The 21,524-nt window shown below is 72.1% G+C and carries 19 protein-coding genes; 14 read left to right on the plus strand and 5 right to left on the minus strand.

Annotation, left to right across the window (positions count from 1 at the left end; genetic code table 11):
- Positions 1–320: 320 nt before the first annotated feature.
- Entirely contained in the window at positions 321–1,517 is a 1,197-nt protein-coding gene (locus HQN59_RS02980; protein ID WP_176065868.1) for a CaiB/BaiF CoA transferase family protein, read from the plus strand.
- Positions 1,518–1,554: 37 nt separating this feature from the next.
- Here the strand turns inward: HQN59_RS02980 and HQN59_RS02985 are convergent, their stop codons facing one another.
- Positions 1,555–2,826, minus strand: a complete 1,272-nt coding sequence (locus tag HQN59_RS02985; RefSeq protein ID WP_176065870.1) for a mandelate racemase/muconate lactonizing enzyme family protein — start codon at positions 2,824–2,826, stop codon at positions 1,555–1,557.
- A 42-nt stretch (positions 2,827–2,868) separates the two neighbouring features.
- On the opposite strand from HQN59_RS02985, the gene HQN59_RS02990 reads away from it, so the two are divergent.
- From HQN59_RS02990 to HQN59_RS03010, 5 genes are all read left to right on the plus strand, one after another.
- Positions 2,869–3,645, plus strand: a complete 777-nt coding sequence (locus tag HQN59_RS02990) for an ABC transporter permease (RefSeq protein WP_246294637.1) — start codon at positions 2,869–2,871, stop codon at positions 3,643–3,645.
- Positions 3,646–3,721: 76 nt separating this feature from the next.
- Positions 3,722–4,531, plus strand: coding sequence for an ABC transporter ATP-binding protein (locus HQN59_RS02995; RefSeq protein WP_176065872.1), 810 nt, complete (start codon positions 3,722–3,724; stop codon positions 4,529–4,531).
- 70 nt (positions 4,532–4,601) lie between these two features.
- Positions 4,602–5,600, plus strand: coding sequence for an ABC transporter substrate-binding protein (locus tag HQN59_RS03000; protein ID WP_176065873.1), 999 nt, complete (start codon positions 4,602–4,604; stop codon positions 5,598–5,600).
- A 64-nt stretch (positions 5,601–5,664) separates the two neighbouring features.
- On the plus strand, positions 5,665–7,368 hold the full coding sequence (locus tag HQN59_RS03005; RefSeq protein WP_176065875.1) for a GMC family oxidoreductase N-terminal domain-containing protein: 1,704 nt from the start codon (positions 5,665–5,667) through the stop codon (positions 7,366–7,368).
- Positions 7,365–8,084: a GntR family transcriptional regulator gene (locus HQN59_RS03010; RefSeq protein WP_176065877.1), complete on the plus strand. Its 720-nt coding sequence runs from the start codon at positions 7,365–7,367 to the stop codon at positions 8,082–8,084. The genes HQN59_RS03005 and HQN59_RS03010 overlap by 4 nt, the downstream gene beginning before the upstream one ends.
- Positions 8,085–8,167: 83 nt before the next feature.
- Here HQN59_RS03010 and HQN59_RS03015 read toward each other — a convergent pair whose 3' ends face one another.
- Positions 8,168–8,629 carry a hypothetical protein gene (locus HQN59_RS03015; RefSeq protein WP_176065880.1) on the minus strand — a complete coding sequence of 154 codons (462 nt, stop codon included), beginning with the start codon at positions 8,627–8,629 and terminating at the stop codon, positions 8,168–8,170.
- A 240-nt stretch (positions 8,630–8,869) separates the two neighbouring features.
- Between HQN59_RS03015 and HQN59_RS03020 the strand changes: the two genes are divergently transcribed.
- A complete protein-coding gene (locus tag HQN59_RS03020; protein ID WP_246294638.1) occupies positions 8,870–9,709 on the plus strand; it encodes an alpha/beta hydrolase in 840 nt (279 codons plus the stop codon).
- Positions 9,710–9,728: 19 nt separating this feature from the next.
- On the opposite strand, the gene HQN59_RS03025 is transcribed toward HQN59_RS03020, so the two are convergent.
- Complete coding sequence (locus HQN59_RS03025; protein WP_176065882.1) at positions 9,729–10,451, minus strand: flagellar basal body L-ring protein FlgH; 723 nt, start codon at positions 10,449–10,451, stop codon at positions 9,729–9,731.
- Positions 10,452–10,712: 261 nt separating this feature from the next.
- Between HQN59_RS03025 and HQN59_RS03030 the strand changes: the two genes are divergently transcribed.
- From HQN59_RS03030 to HQN59_RS03040, 3 genes are all read left to right on the plus strand, one after another.
- On the plus strand, positions 10,713–11,645 hold the full coding sequence (locus HQN59_RS03030; RefSeq protein WP_176065884.1) for a LysR family transcriptional regulator: 933 nt from the start codon (positions 10,713–10,715) through the stop codon (positions 11,643–11,645).
- Positions 11,646–11,809: 164 nt separating this feature from the next.
- Positions 11,810–12,994, plus strand: coding sequence for a CaiB/BaiF CoA transferase family protein (locus HQN59_RS03035; RefSeq protein WP_176065886.1), 1,185 nt, complete (start codon positions 11,810–11,812; stop codon positions 12,992–12,994).
- Positions 12,994–15,225 carry an acyl-CoA dehydrogenase family protein gene (locus HQN59_RS03040; protein ID WP_176065887.1) on the plus strand — a complete coding sequence of 744 codons (2,232 nt, stop codon included), beginning with the start codon at positions 12,994–12,996 and terminating at the stop codon, positions 15,223–15,225. The genes HQN59_RS03035 and HQN59_RS03040 overlap by 1 nt, the downstream gene beginning before the upstream one ends.
- A gap of 124 nt (positions 15,226–15,349) precedes the next feature.
- Here the strand turns inward: HQN59_RS03040 and HQN59_RS03045 are convergent, their stop codons facing one another.
- Entirely contained in the window at positions 15,350–16,162 is an 813-nt protein-coding gene (locus HQN59_RS03045; RefSeq protein WP_176065895.1) for an enoyl-CoA hydratase/isomerase family protein, read from the minus strand.
- Between the two features lie 203 nt (positions 16,163–16,365).
- Between HQN59_RS03045 and HQN59_RS03050 the strand changes: the two genes are divergently transcribed.
- The 4 genes from HQN59_RS03050 to HQN59_RS03065 all read left to right on the plus strand — a co-directional run bounded on the left by HQN59_RS03050 (position 16,366) and on the right by HQN59_RS03065 (position 20,660).
- A complete protein-coding gene (locus HQN59_RS03050) occupies positions 16,366–17,325 on the plus strand; it encodes a Bug family tripartite tricarboxylate transporter substrate binding protein (protein WP_176065897.1) in 960 nt (319 codons plus the stop codon).
- A gap of 94 nt (positions 17,326–17,419) precedes the next feature.
- Entirely contained in the window at positions 17,420–18,373 is a 954-nt protein-coding gene (locus tag HQN59_RS03055; protein ID WP_217703808.1) for a Bug family tripartite tricarboxylate transporter substrate binding protein, read from the plus strand.
- 166 nt (positions 18,374–18,539) lie between these two features.
- Entirely contained in the window at positions 18,540–19,679 is a 1,140-nt protein-coding gene (locus HQN59_RS03060; RefSeq protein ID WP_176065899.1) for an acyl-CoA dehydrogenase family protein, read from the plus strand.
- Positions 19,680–19,697: 18 nt separating this feature from the next.
- Positions 19,698–20,660 (plus strand): Bug family tripartite tricarboxylate transporter substrate binding protein, encoded by a 963-nt coding sequence (locus HQN59_RS03065; protein ID WP_176065901.1) that lies wholly within the window; start codon positions 19,698–19,700, stop codon positions 20,658–20,660.
- Between the two features lie 103 nt (positions 20,661–20,763).
- Here the strand turns inward: HQN59_RS03065 and HQN59_RS03070 are convergent, their stop codons facing one another.
- Entirely contained in the window at positions 20,764–21,522 is a 759-nt protein-coding gene (locus HQN59_RS03070) for a nitroreductase (RefSeq protein ID WP_176065903.1), read from the minus strand.
- Positions 21,523–21,524 lie beyond the last annotated feature (2 nt).

Below are 21,524 nucleotides of genomic sequence, written 5' to 3' on the forward strand. Positions count from 1 at the left end.
GTGCGGCCGGCCGCGGGCGCGCAGGGTCGCCGCGTTCCGACGGCGCGTCTGGCACCATCGGCCGGGCGGGCGCGGCGATCGCATGGCGGCGTCGTCGACGCCCCGTGCAGAGCCGCAGCCGCCCACGGTTCGACCCAAGGAGAACGCATGACCTCGCGCACGATTCAGCGTTGCCGCTCCGGCGTGCATGGTGACCAGCGACGATCGGGCGTGCCGCGCCGCACGACCGGGCATGGCCCGGCGTGCGGCGGCCGCAACCGTACGAGGTCCTGCGGTGCCGCCCGTGCTGCACGACGCGCCGGCGCGTGCGGGAGCGTGCGATGAGCGACCCGGTCGCCACGCTCCCGCTGTCGGGCATCCGCGTGCTCGACTTCTCGCGCGTGCTCGCGGGACCGCTCTGCGGCATGGTGCTCGGCGACTTCGGCGCCGACGTGATCAAGGTCGAGCACCCGGGGCGTGGCGACGACACCCGCGACTGGGGACTGCGCATCGGGCGCACCGAGACGGCCTACTTCAACAGCGTCAACCGCAACAAGCGCTCGGTCGCGCTCGACCTGCAGGACCCGAAGGACCAGGACGCCGCGCGCGCGCTGGCCGGTCAATGCGACGTCGTGGTCCAGAACTTCAAGTTCGGCGGCATGGCGCGCCTCGGGCTCGGCGCCGAGCAGCTGATGGCGGCGAACCCACGCCTCATCTACTGCTCGATCTCCGGCTACGACTCGAGCGGTCCGGAAGCCGCGCGCCCCGGCTACGACCTGCTCGTGCAGGGCGAGGCCGGGCTCATGGCGATGAACGGCGAGGCCGACCAGCCGCCGCTCAAGTTCGGCGTCGCGGTGGTCGACCTGATGACGGGCATGTACGCGGCGCAGGCGGTGCTCGCGGCGTTGTACGAGCGCGAGCGGACCGGGCGTGGCCGCCACATCGAGATGGCGCTGTTCGACTGCGGCGTCATGGTCACCGCGTACTACGGGCTCGAGGCGCTGCTGCTCGGGTCCGACCCGCCGCGCTACGGCAACTCGCACCCGTCGATCGTCCCCTACGGCGTCTTCGACGCCGCCGACGGGCCGCTCGTCATCACCGTCGGCAACAACGCCCAGTTCCGGCGCTTCTGCGACGAGGTGATCGAGCGCCCCGACCTTGCCGACGACGAGCGCTTTGCCGGCAACCTCGGTCGGTCCGCGAATCGCGCGCTGCTGTTGCCGGAGCTGCATCGCGAAATCGCTCGGCGCACCCGGCAAGACCTGCTCGAACGGCTCGGACGGGCCGGCATCCCGTGCGGCGAGGTGCTCGGGCTGCACGAGGCGCTGACGTCGCCGCGCGCCCGGCGCAGCGGCCTCGTGACCGAACAGCCGCATCCGGTCGCCGGCACGACGCACGTGCTCGCGCCGCCGTACCGCATCGACGGCGCGCGCCTGCCGGTGCGGCACGCGCCGCCTGAACTCGGTGCCGACACCGCGGCGGTCCTGCGCGAGCTGCTCCGGGGTGCCGCGAAGCGGCCGCCCGAAGGCGCGGACTGAAGGCCGGACCGGCAGCCCGCGCCAGCCTGCCGCAGCGCTAGCGGCAGAGCTCGCGCAGCGCCGCGAGGTCCGGCTCGACCCCGAGACCCGGGGCATCGCTCAGCGCGATCGAGCCGTCCTGCAGCGTCGCGAGCGGCGGGCAGAGCAGGGTGCGCAGCGGGTTCTCGTTCGAGTCGACCTCGAGCACGCTGTCGGCGCCGCCGCGCGCCGCGACCAGGTGCGCCGACGCGAGGAGGCCGATGCCGGCGCCGAGGTAGTGCGGGCAGTAGCGCAGGCCTGCGGCGTCGATGCGCTCGACGACGCCGAGCACGCCCGAGACGCCGCCCCACTTGGCGAGGTCGGGCTGCACGACCGAGATCGCGTTCGAGGCGATCAGCGCGGCGAAGGCGCCGTCGCCGATGGCGTTCTCGCCGGCCGCGAGAGCGACCGGGATCGAGTCGCGCAGGCGCCGCCATTCGTCCCAGGTCCGGTCGGCGCGCAGCGGCTCCTCGAGCCACACCGGGCCGAACGGCGCGAGGCGCGCCGCCATCACCGTGGCCGTGTCGAAGTCCCACGCCTGGTTCGCGTCGACCATCACCGCGGCCTCGGGCCCGGCGGCGGCGCGCACGGCCGCCAGGTTGTCGACGTCGCGGTCGACGCCGAACCCGACCTTGAGCTTGAACGACGTGTAGCCCGCTTCGCGCAGCGCGCGCACGGCGTCGCCGGGGCCGTCCGGGTTGATGCCGCTCGCGTAGACCGGCACCCGCGGGCCCGCCGCGCCGTCACGACCGGCCGCGAGGTGGCGCCACAGCGGCAGCCCGGCGCGGCGTGCGGCGAGGTCGTGCAGCGCGGTGTCGATGCCGGCGATCGCCTGTGCGATGGGGCCCGGTTCGCCCGACTGGATGGCCAGCACCGCCGTGCGCCGGGTCAGCTCGTCCCACGCGTGCAGGGGCGACGCGAATGCCTGGCCGACCAGCAGCGGCGCGAGCACGGTCTCGACAAGTCGGACGCGGTGCTCGGCGCCGCACGACGGGAAGTTGCACCAGGCCTCGCCCCAGCCGACGGCACCGTCGGCGTCCTCGACCCGCACCAGCACCGCGGGGCGGTCGTGCATGGTGCCGAACGAGGTGCGCACCGGCACCGCGACCGGCCAGCGCAGCACGAACGCGTCGACGCGGGCGATCGCGATCGACGCGCTGCCGCCGCCGACGCGAGCGAGTCCCGCGTCGCCGACGGCACTGCGGCCGCCGTGCGCTGCAGCGCCGCCGGAGCCCCGAGCGGCAGGGCCGCTCGGCGGTGCGGCGGGATCTTCCCGGTGGACGTGGTTCATCGGCGGCGGTATAAAGTGCTGGTCTATGGTACGTATGGTCCTTTGAAGCCGCAAGCACGTCGGAACCGGCTGGTCACCCTCGCCCTGCTGCTGGCGCCGTGGCTCGCCATCCTGCTGCTCTGGTACGCGGTGCGTGCGAGCGGACTCGTCAACCCCGCACTGGTGCCGGCGCCGCATGCGGTGCTCGCCAAGTTCGCCGAGCTCGCGCAAGGCCGACTCGCGATGGACGTCTGGATGTCGACCCAGCGCGTCTTCGTCGGCGTGTTCCTCGGCGTGCTGCTCGCGGTGCCGGTCGGCTTCGCGATCGGCTGGTATCGGGGCGTGCGCAGCTTCGTCGACCCGCTGATCAACTTCTTTCGCGCCCTGCCGCCGATCGCGCTGATCCCGCTCGTGATCGTCTACTTCGGGATCGGCGAGGTCGCCAAGATGGTGATCCTGTTCTACGCGTCGTTCTTCGCCGGCGTGATCGTCATGGTCGAGGGCATCGGCCAGATCAGCCCGATCTACGTGCGCGTCGCGCGCACCCTCGGCGCGAGCGACGCCGAGATCTTCACGAAGGTGATCGTGCCGCTGACGGTGCCGCACATCCTGACCGCGGTGCGTGTCGCGCTCGGCGTCGCGTGGGCCACGCTGGTCGCGTCGGAGCTGATCGCCGCGCAGCAGGGGCTCGGCGCGCTGATCCAGAACGCGTCGTCGTTCTTCCAGCTCGACATCATCTACGTCGGCATCGTCTGCATCGGCTTCATCGCGCTCGCCATGGACCTCGCCCTGCGTGCCGCGACGCGCCGGCTCGTGGCGTGGCAGGACCGGATCGCATGAGCGCCACCGCACGCCCGCCCGAGAGTGGCGCGCCCTCCCGCGGGGAGGTGGTCGCGCCGCGACCGGAGGGCCTTGCATGAGCGCCGATCCACGCATCCGCTTCGTCGACGTCGGCGTCGACTTCCCGACGGCGAGCGGGCCGATGCGCGTCGTCGACGGCGTCAGCCTCGACATCGCGCAGGGCGAGTTCGTCTCGATCATCGGCCCGTCGGGTTGCGGCAAGACGACGCTGATGAACATCGTCGGCGGCTTCGTCAAGCCGACGCGCGGCGAGGTGCGGCTCGACGACAAGCCGGTCGCCGCGCCGGGCCCCGATCGCGGCGTGATCTTTCAGGAATACGGCGTCTTTCCGTGGCTGACGGTGCGCGGCAACATCGAGTTCGGCCTGCGCTTGGCGGCGAACCGCGCGCGCGCCGGACAGCGCGCCGAGATCGTCGAGCGCTACCTGCGGCTGATGGGCCTCACGGACTTCGCCGACCACTTCCCGAAGCACCTGTCGGGCGGCATGCGCCAGCGCCTCGCGCTCGCCCGCGCCTACGCGGTTCAGCCCGAGTTCCTGCTGATGGACGAGCCGTTCGGCGCGCTCGACGCGCAGACGCGCAGCGCCATGCAGGACCTGCTGCTCGACGTGCTCAAGGCCGAGGGCAAGACGGTGCTGCTGATCACGCACTCGGTCGACGAGGCGATCTACCTGTCGTCGCGCATCGTCGTCGTCACCGCGCGGCCGGCGCGCGTGCGCGAGGTGATTGACGTGCCGTTCGGCTACCCGCGCGACGAGTCGGTGCACGAGGACCCGCGCTTCGCCGCGCTGCGCGCGCAGATCCGCGCCCTCGTGATGCAGGAATACGAGGCGCAGGCGCGGCTCGCCGCCCGCGTGTCGGAATAGGCGGGCATACCGCGGAACATCCGCCATCGACCCCGGCGAGCGCGCTGCCCGCCACCACCAGGAGACGACCATGACCCTTCGCCGCAGAACCCTCCTCCAGGCCGGCGCCGCCGGCGCGGTCGCCGGCTTCGCGCCGCACGCGTTCGCGCAGCCGCGCACCAAGCTGCGCGTCGGCTACCTGCACACGCCGGCGGTCGACGGGCAGATCTGGCTCGGGCAGCAGTCGGGCGCGTGGGCCAGGCGCGGCCTCGACCTGGAGCTGATCCAGTTCACGACCGGCCTCGAGCTGTTCCAGGCCATGATCGGCGGCAGCCTCGACGTGCTGTCCACCGGCGCCGTGGTGTCCAACTTCCCGGCGCGCGGGCAGGGCCGCGTGTTCCTGCTCAACAACATCGAGTACGCGACCGCGCAGCTCTGGGTGCGCGACGACGCGATCAAGTCGGTCGCCGATCTCAAGGGCAGGCAGATCTCGACCACGACCGGCACCACGGCGCACGTGTTCCTCGACCGCGCCCTGCGCGCGGCCAAGCTCGACCCGGGCAAGGACGTGCAGATCGTCAACCAGCGCATGGCCGAGGCGGTGACCTCGTTCGTCTCGGGCGCGGTGCCCGCGGTCGCGCTGTGGGTCCCGTTCGACCAGACCGTGAAGCAGAAGGTGCCGAGCGCCCGCAAGATCGTCGACGCGTCGGCGTTCTTTCCGGAGGCGGCGATCATGGGCGGCTGGGCCGCGCGCAACGACTTCTACGACGGCAACAAGGCGGCGCTCGGCCAGCTCGTCGCCGGCTGGGCCGAGGTCAACGACCAGATGCTCGCCAACTTCGACGCCGCCGCCGAGACGCTGCAGAAGACGCAGTACAAGGACGTGCCGCTCGCCGACTTCAAGGACTCGATGAAGTTCTCGAAGTACTACACGTCGGCCGAGTGGCGAAAGCTCTACGCCGACGGCACCGCGACGAAGTGGCTGCAGCAGGTGACCGACTTCTTCGCGACCGCCGGCAACATCGCGAGCCCGGTGCCGGCCGCGAAGTACTTCGACCCGCAGCTCTACCTGCAGACGGTCAAGGGCTGAGCGTGCGCAGCGCCGGGGTGCGTGCGCACCGCGGAAACGTCCGACCGATGACGCGATCCACGCCGTGACCGCGGCCGGCTACGACTACATCGTGGTCGGCGCCGGCTCGGCCGGCTGCGTGCTCGCCAACCGGCTGAGCGCCGACCCGGCGTGCCGGGTGCTGCTCGTCGAGGCGGGGCGCGACGCGCGCCACTTCTGGCTGCGCCTGCCGGTCGGCTACTTCCGCTCGATCTACGACCCGCGCTTCTCGTGGCAGTTTCCGCTCGAGCCGGAGGCGTCGACGGCGAACCGGCCGATCGCGTGGCCGCGCGGTAAGGCGCTCGGCGGGTCGAGCGTGATCAACGGCCTGCTCTACATCCGCGGCCAGCACGCCGACTTCGACGATTGGGCCGACCGATACGGCGCCGCCGGCTGGCGCTACCGCGACGTCCTGCCGTACTTCAAGCGTTCCGAGGCGTACGAGGGTGGCGCGAGCGAGTGGCACGGCGCCGACGGCGAGCTCGGCGTCTCGGACCTGCGCAACGACCACCCGTACTGCGAGGCGTGGCTCGCCGCCGGCGCCGAAGCCGGCTACCCGCTCACCGCCGACTTCAACGGCGCGCAGTCCGACGGCCTCGGCCGCTACCAGCTCACGCTGCGCGGCCACTGGCGCTGCGACGCCGCGACCGCCTTCCTCGCCCCGGTGCGCCAGCGCGCGAATCTCACGGTGCTGACCGGCGTGCAGGTCACGCGCGTGGTCGTCGAGCACGGCCGCGCGACCGGCATCGAGTGGGTGCGCGCTGATTCCAACGCCGCGACCGCTGCAGCGAACGGCGTCACGGCCACCGCTGCGCACGGCGACGCGCGCGCCGACGCCGAGGTCATCGTCGCCGCCGGCGCGCTGCAATCGCCGCACCTGCTGCAGCTGTCGGGCATCGGCCTCGCGGCGCTGCTGCAGCGCCACGGCGTCCCGGTGGTCGTCGACGCGCCCGACGTCGGCGCCAACCTGCAGGACCACTACCAGGCGCGCGTGATCGTCAAGCTCAAGGAGCGCCGCTCGCTCAACGACGACGTGCGCAACCCGCTGCGCCTCGCGCAGATGGGCGCGCAGTGGCTGTTCGGCAGGCGCGGCCCGCTCACGGTCGGCGCCGGCCAGGTCGGCGGCCTCGTCGCCACCGAGCACGCGAGCGGCGGCCGCGCCGACGTGCTGTTCAACGTGATGCCGCTCTCGGTCGACAAGCCCGGCGACCCGCTGCACCGCTTCTCGGGCTTTTCGGCGTCGGCTGCGCAGTGCCGGCCCGAGTCGACCGGCAGCGTCGAGCTCGCGAGCGCCGACCCGCTCGCGCTGCCGCGCATCCGCGCCGGCTACCTGACGCATCCGCACGATGCCAAGGTGCTGGTCGCGGGGCTTCGCATCCTGCGCGAGATCTACGCGCAGCCGGCGTTCCGCGGCCTCGTCACCGGCGTCGAATACCTGCCGGGCAACGACGTCGCCAGCGCCGACGCGCTCGAGGCCTTCGCGCGTGCCAAGGGCGGCACCGTGTTCCACCCGGCCGGCACCTGCCGCATGGGCGGCGACGCACGCTCGGTGGTCGACGCGCGCCTGCGCGTGCGCGGCGTCGAGCGCCTGCGCGTGATCGACGCGTCGGTGATGCCGCGCGTCGTCTCGACCAACACCAACGCGGCGGCGATCATGATCGGCGAGAAGGGCGCCGCGCTAGTGCTCGAGGACGCCGGCACGCTGCGCCGCGACGGCACGCGCGAGGCGGCCGAAGCTGCGCCGGCATGATCCTCGACAACGCCGAGGTTCCGCTCTACGTCCAGCTCGCCGAGCTGTTCCGGCAGCGCATCGCCAAGGGCGTGTGGAAGGAGGGCGATCGCCTGCCGTCGCTCGACCAGCTGGTCGGCGAGTTCCACGTCGCGCGCGTTACGGTGCGGCAGGCGATCGAGCGACTCGCGCGCGACGGCCTCGTGTCGCCGCAGCGCGGGCGCGGCACCTTCGTCACCGGCGCGCCGCGCAGCGACCGGTGGCTGCGCGTCGAGACGTCGCTGCGCAACCTCGCCGACGTCTACCGCGACACCCAGCCGACCATCCTCAGCATCGACGAGTCGACGCGCAGCCCGCTGCTGACCGACGCCGACGGCGTCGCCGCGCCGCAGTACGTCTACATGCGGCGCGTCCACGCGCACGAGGGGCGGCCGTACTGCGTGATCGACATCTACCTCGACGCGGAGATCTTCCGGCGCGCCCCGGCGCGCTTTCGCAAGGAGACGGTGATTCCGCTGCTCACCGCACTGCCGGACGTGAGGATCGCGACCGCGCGCCAGGTGCTGACGATCTCGACCGCCGACCTCGAGATCGCGCGCCTGCTCGCGATCAGCGTCAACGCGCCGGTCGCCGACGTGCGGCGCGTGTTCACCAGCGCCGGGCGACGCGTGATCTACCTCGGCGAGGTCACCTACCGCGGCGATTTCGTCCACGTCGAGTTCGACCTCAAGGCCTGAGCGGCCGGCGTGCCGCCAACCGAGGCGCGCCGACGTGCGTTCTTGCGCCGTCGTCGGGCGGCGTCAGGAGGGGGAGGCGGGGGCTACTCGCGCACCAGCCGCAGCAGCGCGTCGCCGGTGTCGCCGAGGCCGTCGGCGACCACCCGAAAGCGCGCGTCCTCGCGCCTGAGCCGCTGCTCGTTGTCGAGCGGCAGGAAGTCGCCGTTGATGCGCCGATGCAGCTCGGCGTGGGTCACCCGGCCCTGCTTGCGGAACGCGATCGTCATCGTCTCGTCATCGAGCGACTCGGTGCGCACGATGAGGCGGCAGAAACGCTCGCGCACGGCCAGCGTGGCGCAGACGCTGGCGCGCGGCGTCTGCGGCGGGAAAAGGAACACCTCGTCCCAGCCGAACGACGTCACCGACGCGAGGTCGACGTGCGTCACCGCCGGGTTGCGGATCTGGCGTCCGAGCCGGCCGCTGACGGTTCCGCCGTCGAGACCACCACAGTTCGCCAGCGCGATCAACACCGCGAGGATGCCGAGGCGGGGCATGAGCGTGCTCACGCGCGGAACGATACACAAGCGGTGCGCGTGTTTGCGCAACGTCGCAGTCGGCAGCAGGGTGTGGCGGCGCGGCGGGGGGTGCCGTCGCTCTCGGTCGCCGGATTGGTACGACCGACCGGCGCTGCATGGCGGCAGGGCACGCCGCCGTCGCTCGCGCTGTCGACGAGCCCGCGCGACCCCATGCATGGCAGCGGCGGCGCACTGCCGCAGCGCAGGCCGCTACGATGCGTCGACTTCGCCATGCGCCCGTCGAACGTCTCGCTCGCACCCGTGCTCGTCGGCCCCTCGCGGGCCGGGCGCGCCGCGCTCGTCGCGGCGCTCATGCTGCTCGCGGGCTGCGGCGCGCTGCAGCCGACGCGCGTTCCGCTGCGCACGATCGCGCTCGCCGCGCCTTGCGCGACACCGGCGTCGACGCTGGTCGTCTTCCTCCCGGGCTCGTACTCGACGCCGGAGGACTTCGTGGCGCACGGCTTCGTCGATGCCCTGCGCCGCCAGCGCGTCGCCGCCGACCTGCTGCTGGTCGATGCCCACCTCGGCTACTACAGCGAACGCAGCGTGCTCGAGCGGCTGCGCGCCGACGTGCTCGCGCCGGCCGGCGCGCGCGGCTACCGCGAGGTCTGGCTGGTCGGCATCTCGATCGGCGCCTACGGCGCGCTGCTGCACGCGGCGACCGCGCGCGGCGCCGAGCCGTCCGTCGCGGGCATCGTCGCGATCGCGCCGTACCTCGGCGAGTACCGCATCACGCAGTCGATCGGCAACGCAGGCGGGCTCGTGCGCTGGTCGCCGCCCGGCTGGCTCGATGCCGACGCCGCCGACGTGGCGCTCTGGCGCTGGCTGCAGCGCGCAGCGGCCGGCGCGACGTCGACGCGGCTCTACCTCGCGTACGGGCGCAGCGACCGCTTCGCGACGAGCGACCGCCTGCTCGACGCGGCACTGCCGGCGGGCCGGGCGTTCACCGCGCCGGGCGGCCACGACTGGCCGGTCTGGGAAGCGCTCTGGCGCGACCTCGCGCCGGCGCTCCCGCTGCCGCGCGATGCAGCGTGCGAGGTGCCGCGCGAGCCGGCGCGGCCCGCACGGTAGGCGCCCGCGACGCGCCGCCTCAGTTGTGGCTGGCGCGCAGCTGCGGAATCAGCCGATCGACGAGCAGGCGGCCGCCGGTCTTGAACACGTTGCCGATCTCCTCGGACTTCTCCATCACGACGTCGAACGACGGCCAGGCATAGCGCGGATCGGCCACCACGGCCCAGTCCTTGCCTTCGCGCGCGTCGACCCCGTAGTACAGGTACTCGCCGTACAGCTCTTCCTTGCGTTGGGTCGAATAGAGCGTGGCGCCGATGTTCACGCGCGGCAGGTAGTCGATCGAGAAGCGTCCCGAGTAGAGCCCGACCCGGTGGTAGTACACGTGCAGCACCGCGTCGGCGTCGGTCTTCACCTTCTCGTACTCGATGTAGTCGGGATCGTCGGGCTTGCGCGGCACGTCGGTCAGCAGCACGACGCGGTAGCCGCTCTTCTCGAGCGCCTGGGTCAGGTGCGCAGTGAGCTCGCCGCCGAGGGCGAGCTTCTGCGCGGTGAGCTTCTCGACCAGCTGGCGGTTCTTGACCCGGCTGTCCTGCGCGAAGCCGACCGACGTGATCGGCGAGAACAGCGAGATCGCGTTCAGGTTCTCGAGCGTGATCTCGGCCGGCTCGGCGACCGGCAGCAGGCCGACCGTCTTGACCACGGGCTTGGGCAATTCGGGCGCGGCGGGCCGGCTCGCGCAGCCGGCGAGCACGAGAGCCGCGAGCATCAGGCCCACGGTTCGGCGGTTCAGGATCGGGGGCATGGTGTCTCCGGGGCCGGCCGCAGGCTTGCGGTCGGCGGTGGCTGGGGAATGCAGCACGTCGTGGCTAACAAGGCTCGGCGAGCCGTCGATAGAAGGGTGCGTGCGACAGGTTGAAAATGCGCCGGGCAGTCTAGGTGGCCGTTCGGCCGCGTCGCGCCTTCGTTCGCCCGGACTGCCGCCGTTCGCCAACTTGTTGGCGCAGCCCGCGCGTGTCGAAGGGTGCGAGTTGCATCCGCGCGCCAGGCAAGCGCACCACTGGCCATGTACGAAAACATTCGCGAACTCGTCTTCTTCCTGCGGGTGTCCGAGGAGACCAGCTTCTCGGCTGCCGCGCGCAGCCTCGACCTCGACCCGTCGACGATCAGCAAGGTCGTGCAGCGGCTCGAGAACCGGCTCGGCGTGCGTCTGTTCCATCGCACCTCGCGGGTGCTCAAGCTCACGCAGGAAGGCGAGCGGTTCCTGTCGGCGGCGCAGAAGGTGATGCAGGCGCTCGAGGAGGCCGAGGAGTCGCTCGGGCCGGCGAGCGGCGAAGTCAGCGGCACCCTGCGCGTCAGCAGCACGCCGGCGTTCGCGCGCGGGCGTCTCGCGCCGCTGATGGCGTCGTTCGTCGAGCAGTACCCGGGCTTGCGCGTCGAATTCGTGCTCGCGGCGACGCCGCCCGACCTCTTCGAGCAGCAGATCGACGTCTCGTTCCAGAGCGGCAGCATCCCCGACTCGACGCTGGTGGCACGGCGCGTTGCCAGCACGCGCTGGCGCATCTGCGCCGCCCCGGCGTATCTGGCGCGCGCCGGCGTGCCGACCACGCCCGACGACCTCGCGCACCACCAGTGCCTCAACTTCCTGCAGGGCGCCTTCCGCAGCCAATGGCCGCTGCGCCGCGGCGACGAGGTGCACACGGTGGTGCCCAAGTCCAACCTGGTCGCCAACAACGGCGACATGCTGTGCGCGCTGGCGGTCGCGGGGAACGGCCTCGCGCGCCTTGCCGACTACCACGTCGCCGACGACCTGGCCGCCGGGCGGCTCGTGACGGTGCTCGACGACTACGCCAACGAGAGCGAGCCGATCTTCGCGGTCTACCCGAGCCGGCGCCACCTCAGCCCGCGCGTGCGCGCGTTCCTCGATCACGTCGAGGCGCACTTCGGCGGCGAGCGGGCGCCCGACGCGGCGCCACCCGCAAGGCCGCCGGCACCGTAGCAGCGCCGCCTTGCCGCGCGGTCGCGTGCCCCGTAGCCGGGCTTCGCGCCGTCGAACGGCCTCCGGCCTTGCCGCCGGCGCACAGATGCTGTTCCGCCCGAGGCATTGCCGCTCCCGCCGAATCACCCGAAGCTGGCGCCTCCACTCAACCGGACCGTGGCGTCATGAAACAAGCTTCGAGGCCCGACGCGCTCGCCGGCCTGCGGGTCGTCGACTTCACGATCGTGATGTCGGGGCCGATGTGCACCCGGCTGCTCGCCGATGCCGGCGCCGACGTGATCAAGATCGAGCCGCCCGACGGCGACGTGGTGCGCCAGCGCCCGCCGCTGCGCGGCGGCGTCAGCACCTACTACGCGTCGATGAACTGCGGCAAGCGCAGCATCGTGCTGGACCTGCAGAGCGACGCCGGCAAGCGCCTCGCGCGCGAGCTCGCGCTCGCCGCCGACGTGGTGGTCGAGAACTTCCGCCCGGGCGTCATGAAGCGGCTCGGCCTCGACTACGAGACGCTCGCGCGCGGCAACCCGCGCCTCGTCTATGCGTCGATTTCGGGTTTCGGTCAGACCGGCCCGAGGGCGCAGGCGCCCGCCTACGCGCCGGTCATCCACGCGGCGTCGGGTTACGAGCTCGCGTACACCGAATACCAGCGCGGCAGCTCGCGCCCTTCGAACAACGGCATCTTCATCGCCGACGTGCTGGGCGCGTCGCACGCGTTCGGCGCGATCCAGCTCGCGCTCTACGAGCGCGAGAAGAGCGGCTCGGGCCAGTACATCGACGTCTCGCTGATGGACTCGGTGCTCTCGATGCTGATCTACGAGATGCAGGCGGCGCAGTTTCCGCCCGAGCGGCCGCGTCAGGTCTACGAGCCGGTGCAGGCGAACGACGGCTTCGTGATGGTCGCGGCGGTCACGCAGAAGAACCTGGACGTACTGTTCGACGTGATCGGCCATCCCGAGGCGAAGACCGACCCACGCTTCGCGACGGTCGCCGACAAGGAGGCCAACTGGTCGGCGCTGCTTGCGCTGATCGAGGGCTGGACCCGCCAGCGCAGCGGCGCCGAGTGCGAGGCGGTGCTGATGAAGGCGGGCGTCCCGTGTTCGCGCTACCGCAGCGTCGCCGAGGCGATGGCCGACCCGCAGGTCGCCGAGCGCGGCGGCCTGGCGCGGCTCGGCAGCGGCGACGACAGCTTCTTGGTCGCCAACGCGCCGTTCCGGCTGTCGGCGACGCCGACTGCGGCGCGCCCGTGCGTGGCCGGTCTCGGCGAGCACGGCGCCGAGGTCCTGCACGAGGTGCTCGGCCTGTCGGACCGCCAGATCGCCGAGCTGCAGGCCGACGGCGTGGTCGGGCGATGATGAGCGGCGTCGACCGCAGCAGCCTGCCGGGCGCCGAGGAGCGCGCCCTGCTGCGCGAGTCGCTGCGCGGCTTCCTCGAGAGCCGCGGCAGCGCCGGGCGCAACTCGGACGACGCGGCGGCATCGCTCTGGGACGGCCTGGTGGGCCAGGGCCTCGCCGGGCTCGGCGCCGACCCCGAGACCGGCGGTCTGCGCGAGCTCGCGATCGTGATGGAGGAACTCGGCCGCGCTGCCGCGCCGGTGCCGGCGCTCGGTGCGGCGCTCGTCAACCTTGCGTTGCGTGCGGAGCCGACCGCTTCGCCGATCGCGACAAGGCTGCTCGAGCGCGTGCAGACGGGTGACGCCCGCGTCGCGATGTCGCTCGGCGAGCTCGACCCCGACCCGCAGACCGCGAGCCTCGACTGGCGCGGCGAGGCGCTCTGCGGCTCGCTCCGCTTCGTCGACGCCGCCGGCGCGGCGACCGACCTCGTGGTCGCGACGCCCGACGGCCTGGCGGTCGTCGACCTGCGCCACGCCGGCGCACGGGTGACGCCGACGCGTGCACTCGGCACCGCGGGCTGGTCCGAGATCACGCTCGACCAGGTGCCCGCCGAATCGATCGCGATCGGCGACGAGCGCCTCGCGGCGCTTCGTCTCGCGGTCGGCGTGCTGCTGATCGCGCGGGCCCATGGCGCGGCCCGACGCGCGTTCGAGATGGTGGTCGATTACGCCAAGGAGCGGCGCCAGTTCGGCCAGCCGATCGGCCGCTTCCAGGCGATCCAGCACAAGCTCGCCGACAACTTGATCGCGCTCGAGGGCGTGCGCCTCACGATCGAGCACGCGGCCGAGGCGTTCGACTTCGGCTTGGCCGACTTCGGCTACTTCGCCGAGGCGGCGATCGCGTTCGCCGGCACGGCGCTGCGCAAGGTCGCGCTCGAGACGCAGCACGCGTTCGGCGCGATCGGCTACGCCGAGGAGCACGAGGCGCCGCGCCACTTTCGCCGGGTGCACCTCGACACCGTCGTGCTCGGCGGCGCACGCGTGGCGCGCGAGGCGCTGGCGGCGCGCCTGCTGGCGCGCGACGACGCGCGCAGCATCCCGGAGTACGACCTCGGCCCCGCCGGCAACGCGTTCCGCGACGAGGTGCGCGCCTGGCTCGCCGAGCACTGGTCGGGCGCGCGCAAGGCGGCGTTCGACGCCAAGCCGTTCCACGACCGCGAGTTCGACCCGTCGTTCGCGCGCGACCTCGGCACCACCGGCTGGCTTGGCCTCGCCTGGCCGCGCGAGTTCGGCGGGCAGGCGCGCTCGCCGCTCGAGCAGCTCGCGTTCATCGAGGTGATGGAGCGCGCCGAGGCACCGCGCATCGGCGCGTCGGTGCAGGCCAACGCGCTGATCATGCACGGCAGCGCCGAGCAGAAGCGCCGCTACCTCCCGGAGATCCTGCGCGGCGAAGCGATGCACGGCATGGGCTACAGCGAGCCCGACAGCGGCTCCGACCTGGCGTCGCTGCGGACCAGCGCGGTTCGCGACGGCGACCAGTGGGTGATCAACGGCCAGAAGATCTGGACCACCACCTACTGGGGCAAATACATGTTCCTCGCGGCGCGCACCGACCGCGACGCCAAGCCGCCGCACGCCGGCATCAGCATGTTCATCGTGCCGATGGACACGCCCGGCATCACCGTGAAGCCGGCAGCCACCATGTACGACGGCAGCTTCGCCAACATCTTCTACGACGGCGTGCGGATCCCGCTCGACGCGATCGTCGGCCCGGTGAACGGCGGCTGGAAGGTGCTGACCGACGCGCTCGCCAACGAGCGCGGGCTCATCGGCGGCGGCATCGTGCTGAAGGTCGCGCACGGCTTCGAGGGCCTCTGCAGCGCGCTCCGCGCCAACCCCGCGCTGCGCGACGACCCGCTGGTGCGCGACCGCATCGGTCAGCTCGCCGCCGAGATCGAGGTCGGCCGCCGGCTGATGATCCACTGCGCCGAGCTCGCGACCGGCGGCACCACGCCGCCCGAGATGGGCGCGATCAGCAAGGTGTTCTCGGGCGAGCTGATGGAGCGCTACGGCGAGGCCGCGCTCGACCTGCTCGGCCCGCGCGCCGCGCTCTCGCAGGACGCGCCGGGCGCGCTGGCGAACGGCCGCTTCGAGCAGCAGCTGCGCCACTCGCTGATGTGGGTGATCAGCATCGGCACCAACGAGATCCAGCGCAGCCTGATCGCACAGCGCGGGCTGGGCTTGCCGCGCTGAGCGAGGCACCGCGCGGCACCAAGGCAGGCGCCGCGGGTCGCCGGCCGATCGCCGGCCCGGACGAAAGCGCCCGGCGGCCCTGCAGCCGTCGGGCGCAAAGGGCCGCCGCGCAGCCCGGCTCGCGTCAGCCCGCCTGCCCGAACCTCGGCTTGCGCTTTTCTTTAAACGAGAGCGTCGCCTCCTTGTGATCGGCGGTCTCGAAGGTCACCTGCTCGAGCGCCATCGACGCCTCGAGCAGGTGGTTGACGCGCTCCTTGACGATCTGGTTGATCGAGAGCTTGGTCCAGCGGATCGCCCAGGTCGGACCATTCGCGAGCTCGGTCGCGATCTCGCGTGCCTTGGCGAGCACCTCGCCCTTGGCGACGCAGTGGTTGACGAGGCCGATGCGCTCGGCCTCCGGCCCCTTGAGCAGGGTGCCGCGCATCAGGAACTCCTTGGCCTTCGAGACGCCGACGAGCAGCGGCCAGATGACGGTGCCGCCGTCGCCGGCGACGAGCCCGACGCGGCTGACGTGGGTGTCGCCGATGCGCGCGGCGTCGCTCATCACCGTCACGTCGCAGAGCAGCGCGATCGTCGCCGCGAGGCCGATGCAGTCGCCGTTGATCGCGCAGACGATCGGCTTGTCGAGCTCGAGCAGGCGGTTGACGAGGCGCCGGCTGATCATCGGATCGTGCACCTCGCCTTCCTCGAGGACGTCGCCGCCGGGCCGCTCGGACATCGCCTTGACGTCGCCGCCGACGCTGAAGAAATCGCCCGACCCGGTCACGACCACCGCGTTCACGGCCATGTCGTCGGCGAGGTCGTCCCAGATCGTGCGCAGCTCGCGGATGAGGCGCTGGTCGATCGCGTTGCGCGCCTGGGGCCGGTTCAGCGTGACGGTCGCGACCTTGTCGGCGACCTCGATCTTGAGGTCACGGTACTTCTCGTAGTTGGACATGCGTCTTTCCTCGCGTGGCTGGGTTCGGGAACTTCGGGCGTGCAAGCGTAGCCACTCGGACGCCCCGAACAATCCACGCGCCCGCACACCAGCTGTGCCGGCGCGGCACGGTGCGATCCTTGAAGCGCGATCACATGTTCTGTGCGCGACGCCCGCTTGCGGGGCGCGGCAGCGGCGCCGAACATCCGCCGAGGAGACCCGCCATGCAAAGACGCTCGTTCATCGCCGCCTCGCTGATCGCCGCCTGCGTGTCCACGCCGGCGCTCGCCGCCGACCGCACCATCCGCATCGTCGTTCCCTACGCGCCGGGGGGTCCGACGGACGCGATGGCGCGCATCCTCCAGGGCCCGCTGCAGCAGGCGCTCGGCGCCACGGTGCTGATCGAGAACGTGCCGGGCGCCGGCGGTGCGCTCGGTGCGCAGCAGGTCCTGCGCGCGCCGGCCGACGGCAACACCTTCTTCCTCGGCAACAACGGGCCGAGCGCGGTCACGCCGCTGCTGCAGAAGGCCGCGAGCTTCGACCCGCTGAAGGACTTCGTGCCGGTGTCGATGATCGCCAAGGCGACCATGCAGCTCGTCGTCAGCTCGGCGGTGCCGGCCAACGACATGGCGTCGTTCATCGCCTATGCGCGCGCCAACCCCGGCAAGCTCAACTACGCGAGCGCCGGCATCGGCTCGCTCGGCCACCTCGGGTCCGAGCTGCTCGCCAAGCAGGCCGGGCTGCAGATGACGCACGTGCCGTACAAGGGCCAGGCGCCGACGCTCAACGCGCTGCTCGGCAACGAAGTGCAGGTGCTGCTCACGACGCCGACCGACGCGATGCGGGCGCACATCGCCTCGGGGCGCATCAAGCTGATCGCGGTGACCTCCGAGGAGCCGTCGCCGCTCGACCCGAAGGCCGATCTCGTGCAGCGCGCGGTGCCGGGCTTCGTCCTCTACTCGTGGTTCGCGCTGATGGCGAAGGCGGGCACGCCCGAGCCGGCGCTCGCGCCGGTGCAGAAGGCGCTCGCGAGTGCGCTCGCGACCGACGACGTGCGGCGCCGCTTCGAAGGCCTCGGCGTCGCGGTCGACACCGGCCGGCCGGCCGCCGTCACCGCCTACATCCGTCAGGACGTGACGCGCTGGAGCGCGATCATCAGGGAGCGCGACATCCGCGCCGAATGAACGCCGCCGCGCGCAGCGTGCGAGCGTGCCGCTCACGGATCGGCCGGGCCGGCAGGCCGAGGGCCGATCGGACATCGACGAACGGAGACCACCGATGAAGACGATCCTCGCTGCCGTGGCGCTCGCGCTCTGCGCCACCGCGCACGCGCAGTCCGACTATCCGAACCAGGCGATCCATCTGGTCGTACCGTTCCCGCCCGGCAGCACCTCCGACATCGCGGCACGCGCGGTGGCACAGAAGATCGCCGGCCCGCTCGGCCAGCCGGTGCTGGTCGAGAATCGCCCGGGCGCGAACGGGGCACTCGGCATGCAGGCGGTGGCGCGCGCCAGGCCCGACGGCTACACGCTGGTCGTCGGCTCGGTGTCGTCGACCGCGGTGCCGGCGGCCATCATGAAGACGCCGCCGTTCGACCTGCTGCGCGAGTTCCAGCCGGTGGCGGTGATCGCCGGCACCACGCTCGTGCTGATGGCCGCGAAGGAAGCGCCCTACGACAGCGTCGCCGACCTGCTGGCCGCCGCCCGCAAGGCACCCGGCAGCATGACCTACGGCAACTCGGCGGGCCTGTTCCTGCTCGCGATGGAATCGCTGAAGATCCAGTCGCGCACCGACTTCCGCGCGATCGCCTACAAGGGGCCCGGCGATGCCGCCAACGACCTGGTCGGCGGGCGCCTGTCGGTGCAGCCCGATTCGCTCGGCTCGGCGACCCGGCTGATCCAGGCCGGCCGCACCAAGCCGCTGGCGGTGCTGAGCGGCAAGCGCACGTCGGCGTTCCCGCAGGTCCCAACGATGCAGGAGCTCGGCTACAAGGACTTCGACTTCAACAGCTGGATCGGGATCCTCGCGCCGGCCGGCACGCCCGAGCCGATCGTGGAGCGCCTGCACCGCGAGATCGCCCGGGCGGTCGCCGCCGACGACGTGCGGCAGAGCTACGTCGCCGCCGGCATGGATCCGGTATCGATGACGCCGACCGAGTACCGGGCACTGCTCGCCCGCGAGACCGCGAAGTACCAGCGCATCGTGCAGGAAGCCGGCATCGAGAAGCAGTGATGCCGCGCGCCGCCGCATGCGGGTCGCCGTGGGGTGACGCGGCGCGCGCGCTGTAGTATGGTAGAACCATTGATCGATCGGCATCATTGGTGTGCCGACGGCTCTCTTGGAACGCGGCGCCCGCGCCCGTAGCCTCGAATCCTCCCCTCCAGACCAGGATCCACGCATGAACTTCACCGAGGAACAGATCGCCTTTCGCGACAGCATCCGGCGCATGGTCGACCGGCACGTCGCGCCGATCGCCGCCGAGGTCGACGAGACCGACCGCTTTCCCGAGGAACTCGTCAAGCTGTACGGCGAGATGGGGCTGATGCAGCTGTGGATCCCGGAGCGCTACGGCGGGCCCGAAGGCAACCTCACGATGATGTGCATCGCGCGCGAGGAGATCTCGCGCGTCTCGCCGGCCTGCGGCTCGATCGCCGGCCTCAACACGATGTTCATCATGCCGCTGCTCCACTTCGGCACCGAGGAGCAGCGCGAGCGGTTCCTGCGACCGGTCGCCGAGGGCGGCGTGGTCACCGCGATCGCGATCTCCGAGCCGCAGGCGGGTTCGGACGTCGGCGCGATGACGACGCGCGCGGTGCGCGACGGCGATTCGTACGTCATCAACGGTCGCAAGCAGTGGTGCAGCTACGGCGTGGTCGCCGACTACATCGTGGTGATGGCGCGCACGTCCGGGCAGTCGGGCGCCGAGGGCATCAGCGCGTTCGTCGTCGAGCCGAAGAAGATGAAGGGCGTCACCTTCGGCCGTCACGAGCGCAAGATGGGCTGGCGCGGCGCGCCCAACACGCCGATCTTCTTCGACAACGTCCGGGTGCCGGTCGAGAACCTGATCGGCGAGGAAGGCAAGGGCTTCAAGGCGTCGATGCGCGCGCTCGACCTCAACCGGCCGACCATCGGCGCGCAGTGCGTCGGCCTCGCGCAGGGCGCCCTCGACGCGTCGATCGCCTACGCGAAGGAGCGCAAGCAGTTCAAGCGCAGCATCGCCGAGTTCCAGGGCGTGCAGTTCATGCTGGCCGACATGGCGATCGGCATCGAGGCGGCGCGTGCGCTGGTCTACGAGTGCGCGCGCGCCGGCGACACCGGCGACTGGGAGCGCCTCAACTACCTCGCGAGCGTGGCCAAGTGCTTCGGCAGCGACATGGCGATGAAGGTCACCACCGACGCGGTGCAGATCTTCGGCGGCTACGGCTACACGATGGACTACCCGGTCGAGCGGATGATGCGCGACGCCAAGCTCGCGCAGATCTTCGAGGGTACCAACCAGATCCAGCGCGTCGTGATCGCCAAGCAGCTGCTCGCCTGACGCAGGGAGACGTCGACGATGCGCACCATCCGTGGCTACCTGCTCGCCCTGCTCGCCGTGCTGAGCGGCGCCGCCGCGGCGCAGCCGGCATTCCCCGACAAGCCGATCCGGCTCGTCATCCCGTTCGCCGCCGGCGGCACGACCGACATCATGGCGCGCGTGCTGCAGGAGCCGCTGCAGAAGTCGCTCGGGCAGACGCTGATCGTCGACAACAAGCCGGGCGCCTCGGGCGTGCTCGCCGCGCGCGAGGTGATCCGCGCCAGGCCCGACGGCCACACCCTCTTCTTCGTCAACAACGGCAACGTCGCGGTCGCGCCGGCGGTGGTGAAGGATGCGAACTACGACGGCCTCAAGGACTTCACCCCGGTCACGCTGGTGGCGACCGCGCCGCTGATGGCCGTGGTGCCGGCCGCGCTGCCGGTCGACGACCTGCGCGGCTTCATCGAGTACGCGAAGAAGCAGCCGGTCGCCTACGCCACGGCAGGCATCGGCTCGTTCGGCCATCTCGCGACCGAGCTGTTCGCACGGCGCGCCGGCATCAAGATGACGCACGTGCCGTACAAGGGCCAGGGCCCGACGACGAACGCGGTGATCGCCGGCGAGGTGCAGCTCCTCATCACCACGGCGTCGGCGGCGATGAACGAGTTCATCGCCAACAAGCGCCTCAAGCTGCTCGCGGTGACCTCGCCCGAGCCGTCGCCGATCGTGCCCGGTGCGCCGACGATGGCGTCGGTGCTGCCGGGCTATGCCGCCGAGAGCTGGTTCGCGATCATCGGCCCGGCCGGCATGCCCGCCGACGTGGTCGACAAGCTCAACGACGCAATCGCCCGGGCGCTGCAGATCCCCGACGTGCAGCAGCGCTTCACCGGTTTCGGCGTGCTCGCGAAGTCGTCCACGCCGCGCCAGCTCGCCGACCGCACCGCGGCCGAGATCGCGCGCTGGGCGCCGGTCATCCGCGAGAGCAACATCCGCGCGGAGTAGCGAACGCAGCGGGCGCCTGCTGGGTGTCGGAGCCGGCGGGCGCCCGCCGCCTGCACGCGAAAGCCGCGGCAGCCGACGTCGCGACCGCGTCGAAAGCTCCGGCCTAAGCCGCGGGCGCGGGCGGTGCCGCCGGCGCGTCCGACACCCACTCGACCACCTCGCCGAGCGCCGCACGCTCGGTGCGGAACGCGTTCGCAGGGTGTGCGGGGTCGGCGTACCCGAACGAGACACCGCAGACCACGAGCCGGTCGCTGCGGATGCCGAGGCGCCCGCGCCAGAAGCCGGGATACGCCGCGAGGGCCGCCTGCGCGATCGACGCCACGCCGGCCGCCCGCGCGGCCAGCATGAAGGTCGAGACCCAGGCGCCGCAATCGACCGCGCCGTAGACGCCGAGCTCGCGATCGGTGGTGACCAAGGCGACGTGCGGGGCGCCGAACAAGCGGAAGTTCTCCGCCGCCTGGCGCGCGCCGCCGGCGCGGTCGCCGCGCGCCACGCCGACCGCTTCGTAGAGCTGGAAGCCGCAGCGCCGGCGCCGCTCGAGGTAGATGCCCTGGTACTCGGCCGGCCACGCGAAGTCGGGGTCGGGCGCGTGCGCCTCGGCGTGGCGTGGCAACGCCTCGCGTGCGGCCTCGATAGCGGCGCCGCTCAGGAGGTGCACGCGCCAGGGCTGCGCGTTGCACCACGACGCCGTGCGCTGGGCCGCGGCGAGGATGCGCTCGATCGTCGCGTGCGGCACCGGGTCGGGCCGAAAGCCGCGGCAGCTGCCGCGCTCGGCGAGCAGCGCGGCGAGCGCCGGCAGGCGATCGCCCGACGCGGTCACGTCAGCGCCCGGTTCAGTGCCGCTTTCGGTGTCGCGCCGCATGC

Origin of the sequence: Rhizobacter koreensis, assembly GCF_013366375.1 — a bacterium.
Classification (GTDB): domain Bacteria; phylum Pseudomonadota; class Gammaproteobacteria; order Burkholderiales; family Burkholderiaceae_C; genus Schlegelella_A; species Schlegelella_A koreensis.

Bases quoted from the DNA above. Each gene is read 5' to 3' on its own strand.
- HQN59_RS02995 (WP_176065872.1), top strand. From the start codon at position 3,722: ATGAGCGCCGATCCACGCATCCGCTTCGTCGACGTCGGCGTCGACTTC.
- HQN59_RS03025 (WP_176065882.1), bottom strand. From the start codon at position 10,451: ATGCCCCCGATCCTGAACCGCCGAACCGTGGGCCTGATGCTCGCGGCT.
- HQN59_RS02985 (WP_176065870.1), bottom strand. From the start codon at position 2,826: ATGAACCACGTCCACCGGGAAGATCCCGCCGCACCGCCGAGCGGCCCT.
- HQN59_RS03050 (WP_176065897.1), top strand. From the start codon at position 16,366: ATGCAAAGACGCTCGTTCATCGCCGCCTCGCTGATCGCCGCCTGCGTG.
- HQN59_RS03045 (WP_176065895.1), bottom strand. From the start codon at position 16,162: ATGTCCAACTACGAGAAGTACCGTGACCTCAAGATCGAGGTCGCCGAC.
- HQN59_RS03030 (WP_176065884.1), top strand. From the start codon at position 10,713: ATGTACGAAAACATTCGCGAACTCGTCTTCTTCCTGCGGGTGTCCGAG.
- HQN59_RS03035 (WP_176065886.1), top strand. From the start codon at position 11,810: ATGAAACAAGCTTCGAGGCCCGACGCGCTCGCCGGCCTGCGGGTCGTC.
- HQN59_RS03020 (WP_246294638.1), top strand. From the start codon at position 8,870: ATGCGCCCGTCGAACGTCTCGCTCGCACCCGTGCTCGTCGGCCCCTCG.
- HQN59_RS02980 (WP_176065868.1), top strand. From the start codon at position 321: ATGAGCGACCCGGTCGCCACGCTCCCGCTGTCGGGCATCCGCGTGCTC.
- HQN59_RS03060 (WP_176065899.1), top strand. From the start codon at position 18,540: ATGAACTTCACCGAGGAACAGATCGCCTTTCGCGACAGCATCCGGCGC.
- HQN59_RS03010 (WP_176065877.1), top strand. From the start codon at position 7,365: ATGATCCTCGACAACGCCGAGGTTCCGCTCTACGTCCAGCTCGCCGAG.
- HQN59_RS03065 (WP_176065901.1), top strand. From the start codon at position 19,698: ATGCGCACCATCCGTGGCTACCTGCTCGCCCTGCTCGCCGTGCTGAGC.
- HQN59_RS03000 (WP_176065873.1), top strand. From the start codon at position 4,602: ATGACCCTTCGCCGCAGAACCCTCCTCCAGGCCGGCGCCGCCGGCGCG.
- HQN59_RS03055 (WP_217703808.1), top strand. From the start codon at position 17,420: ATGAAGACGATCCTCGCTGCCGTGGCGCTCGCGCTCTGCGCCACCGCG.
- HQN59_RS03040 (WP_176065887.1), top strand. From the start codon at position 12,994: ATGAGCGGCGTCGACCGCAGCAGCCTGCCGGGCGCCGAGGAGCGCGCC.
- HQN59_RS03070 (WP_176065903.1), bottom strand. From the start codon at position 21,522: ATGCGGCGCGACACCGAAAGCGGCACTGAACCGGGCGCTGACGTGACC.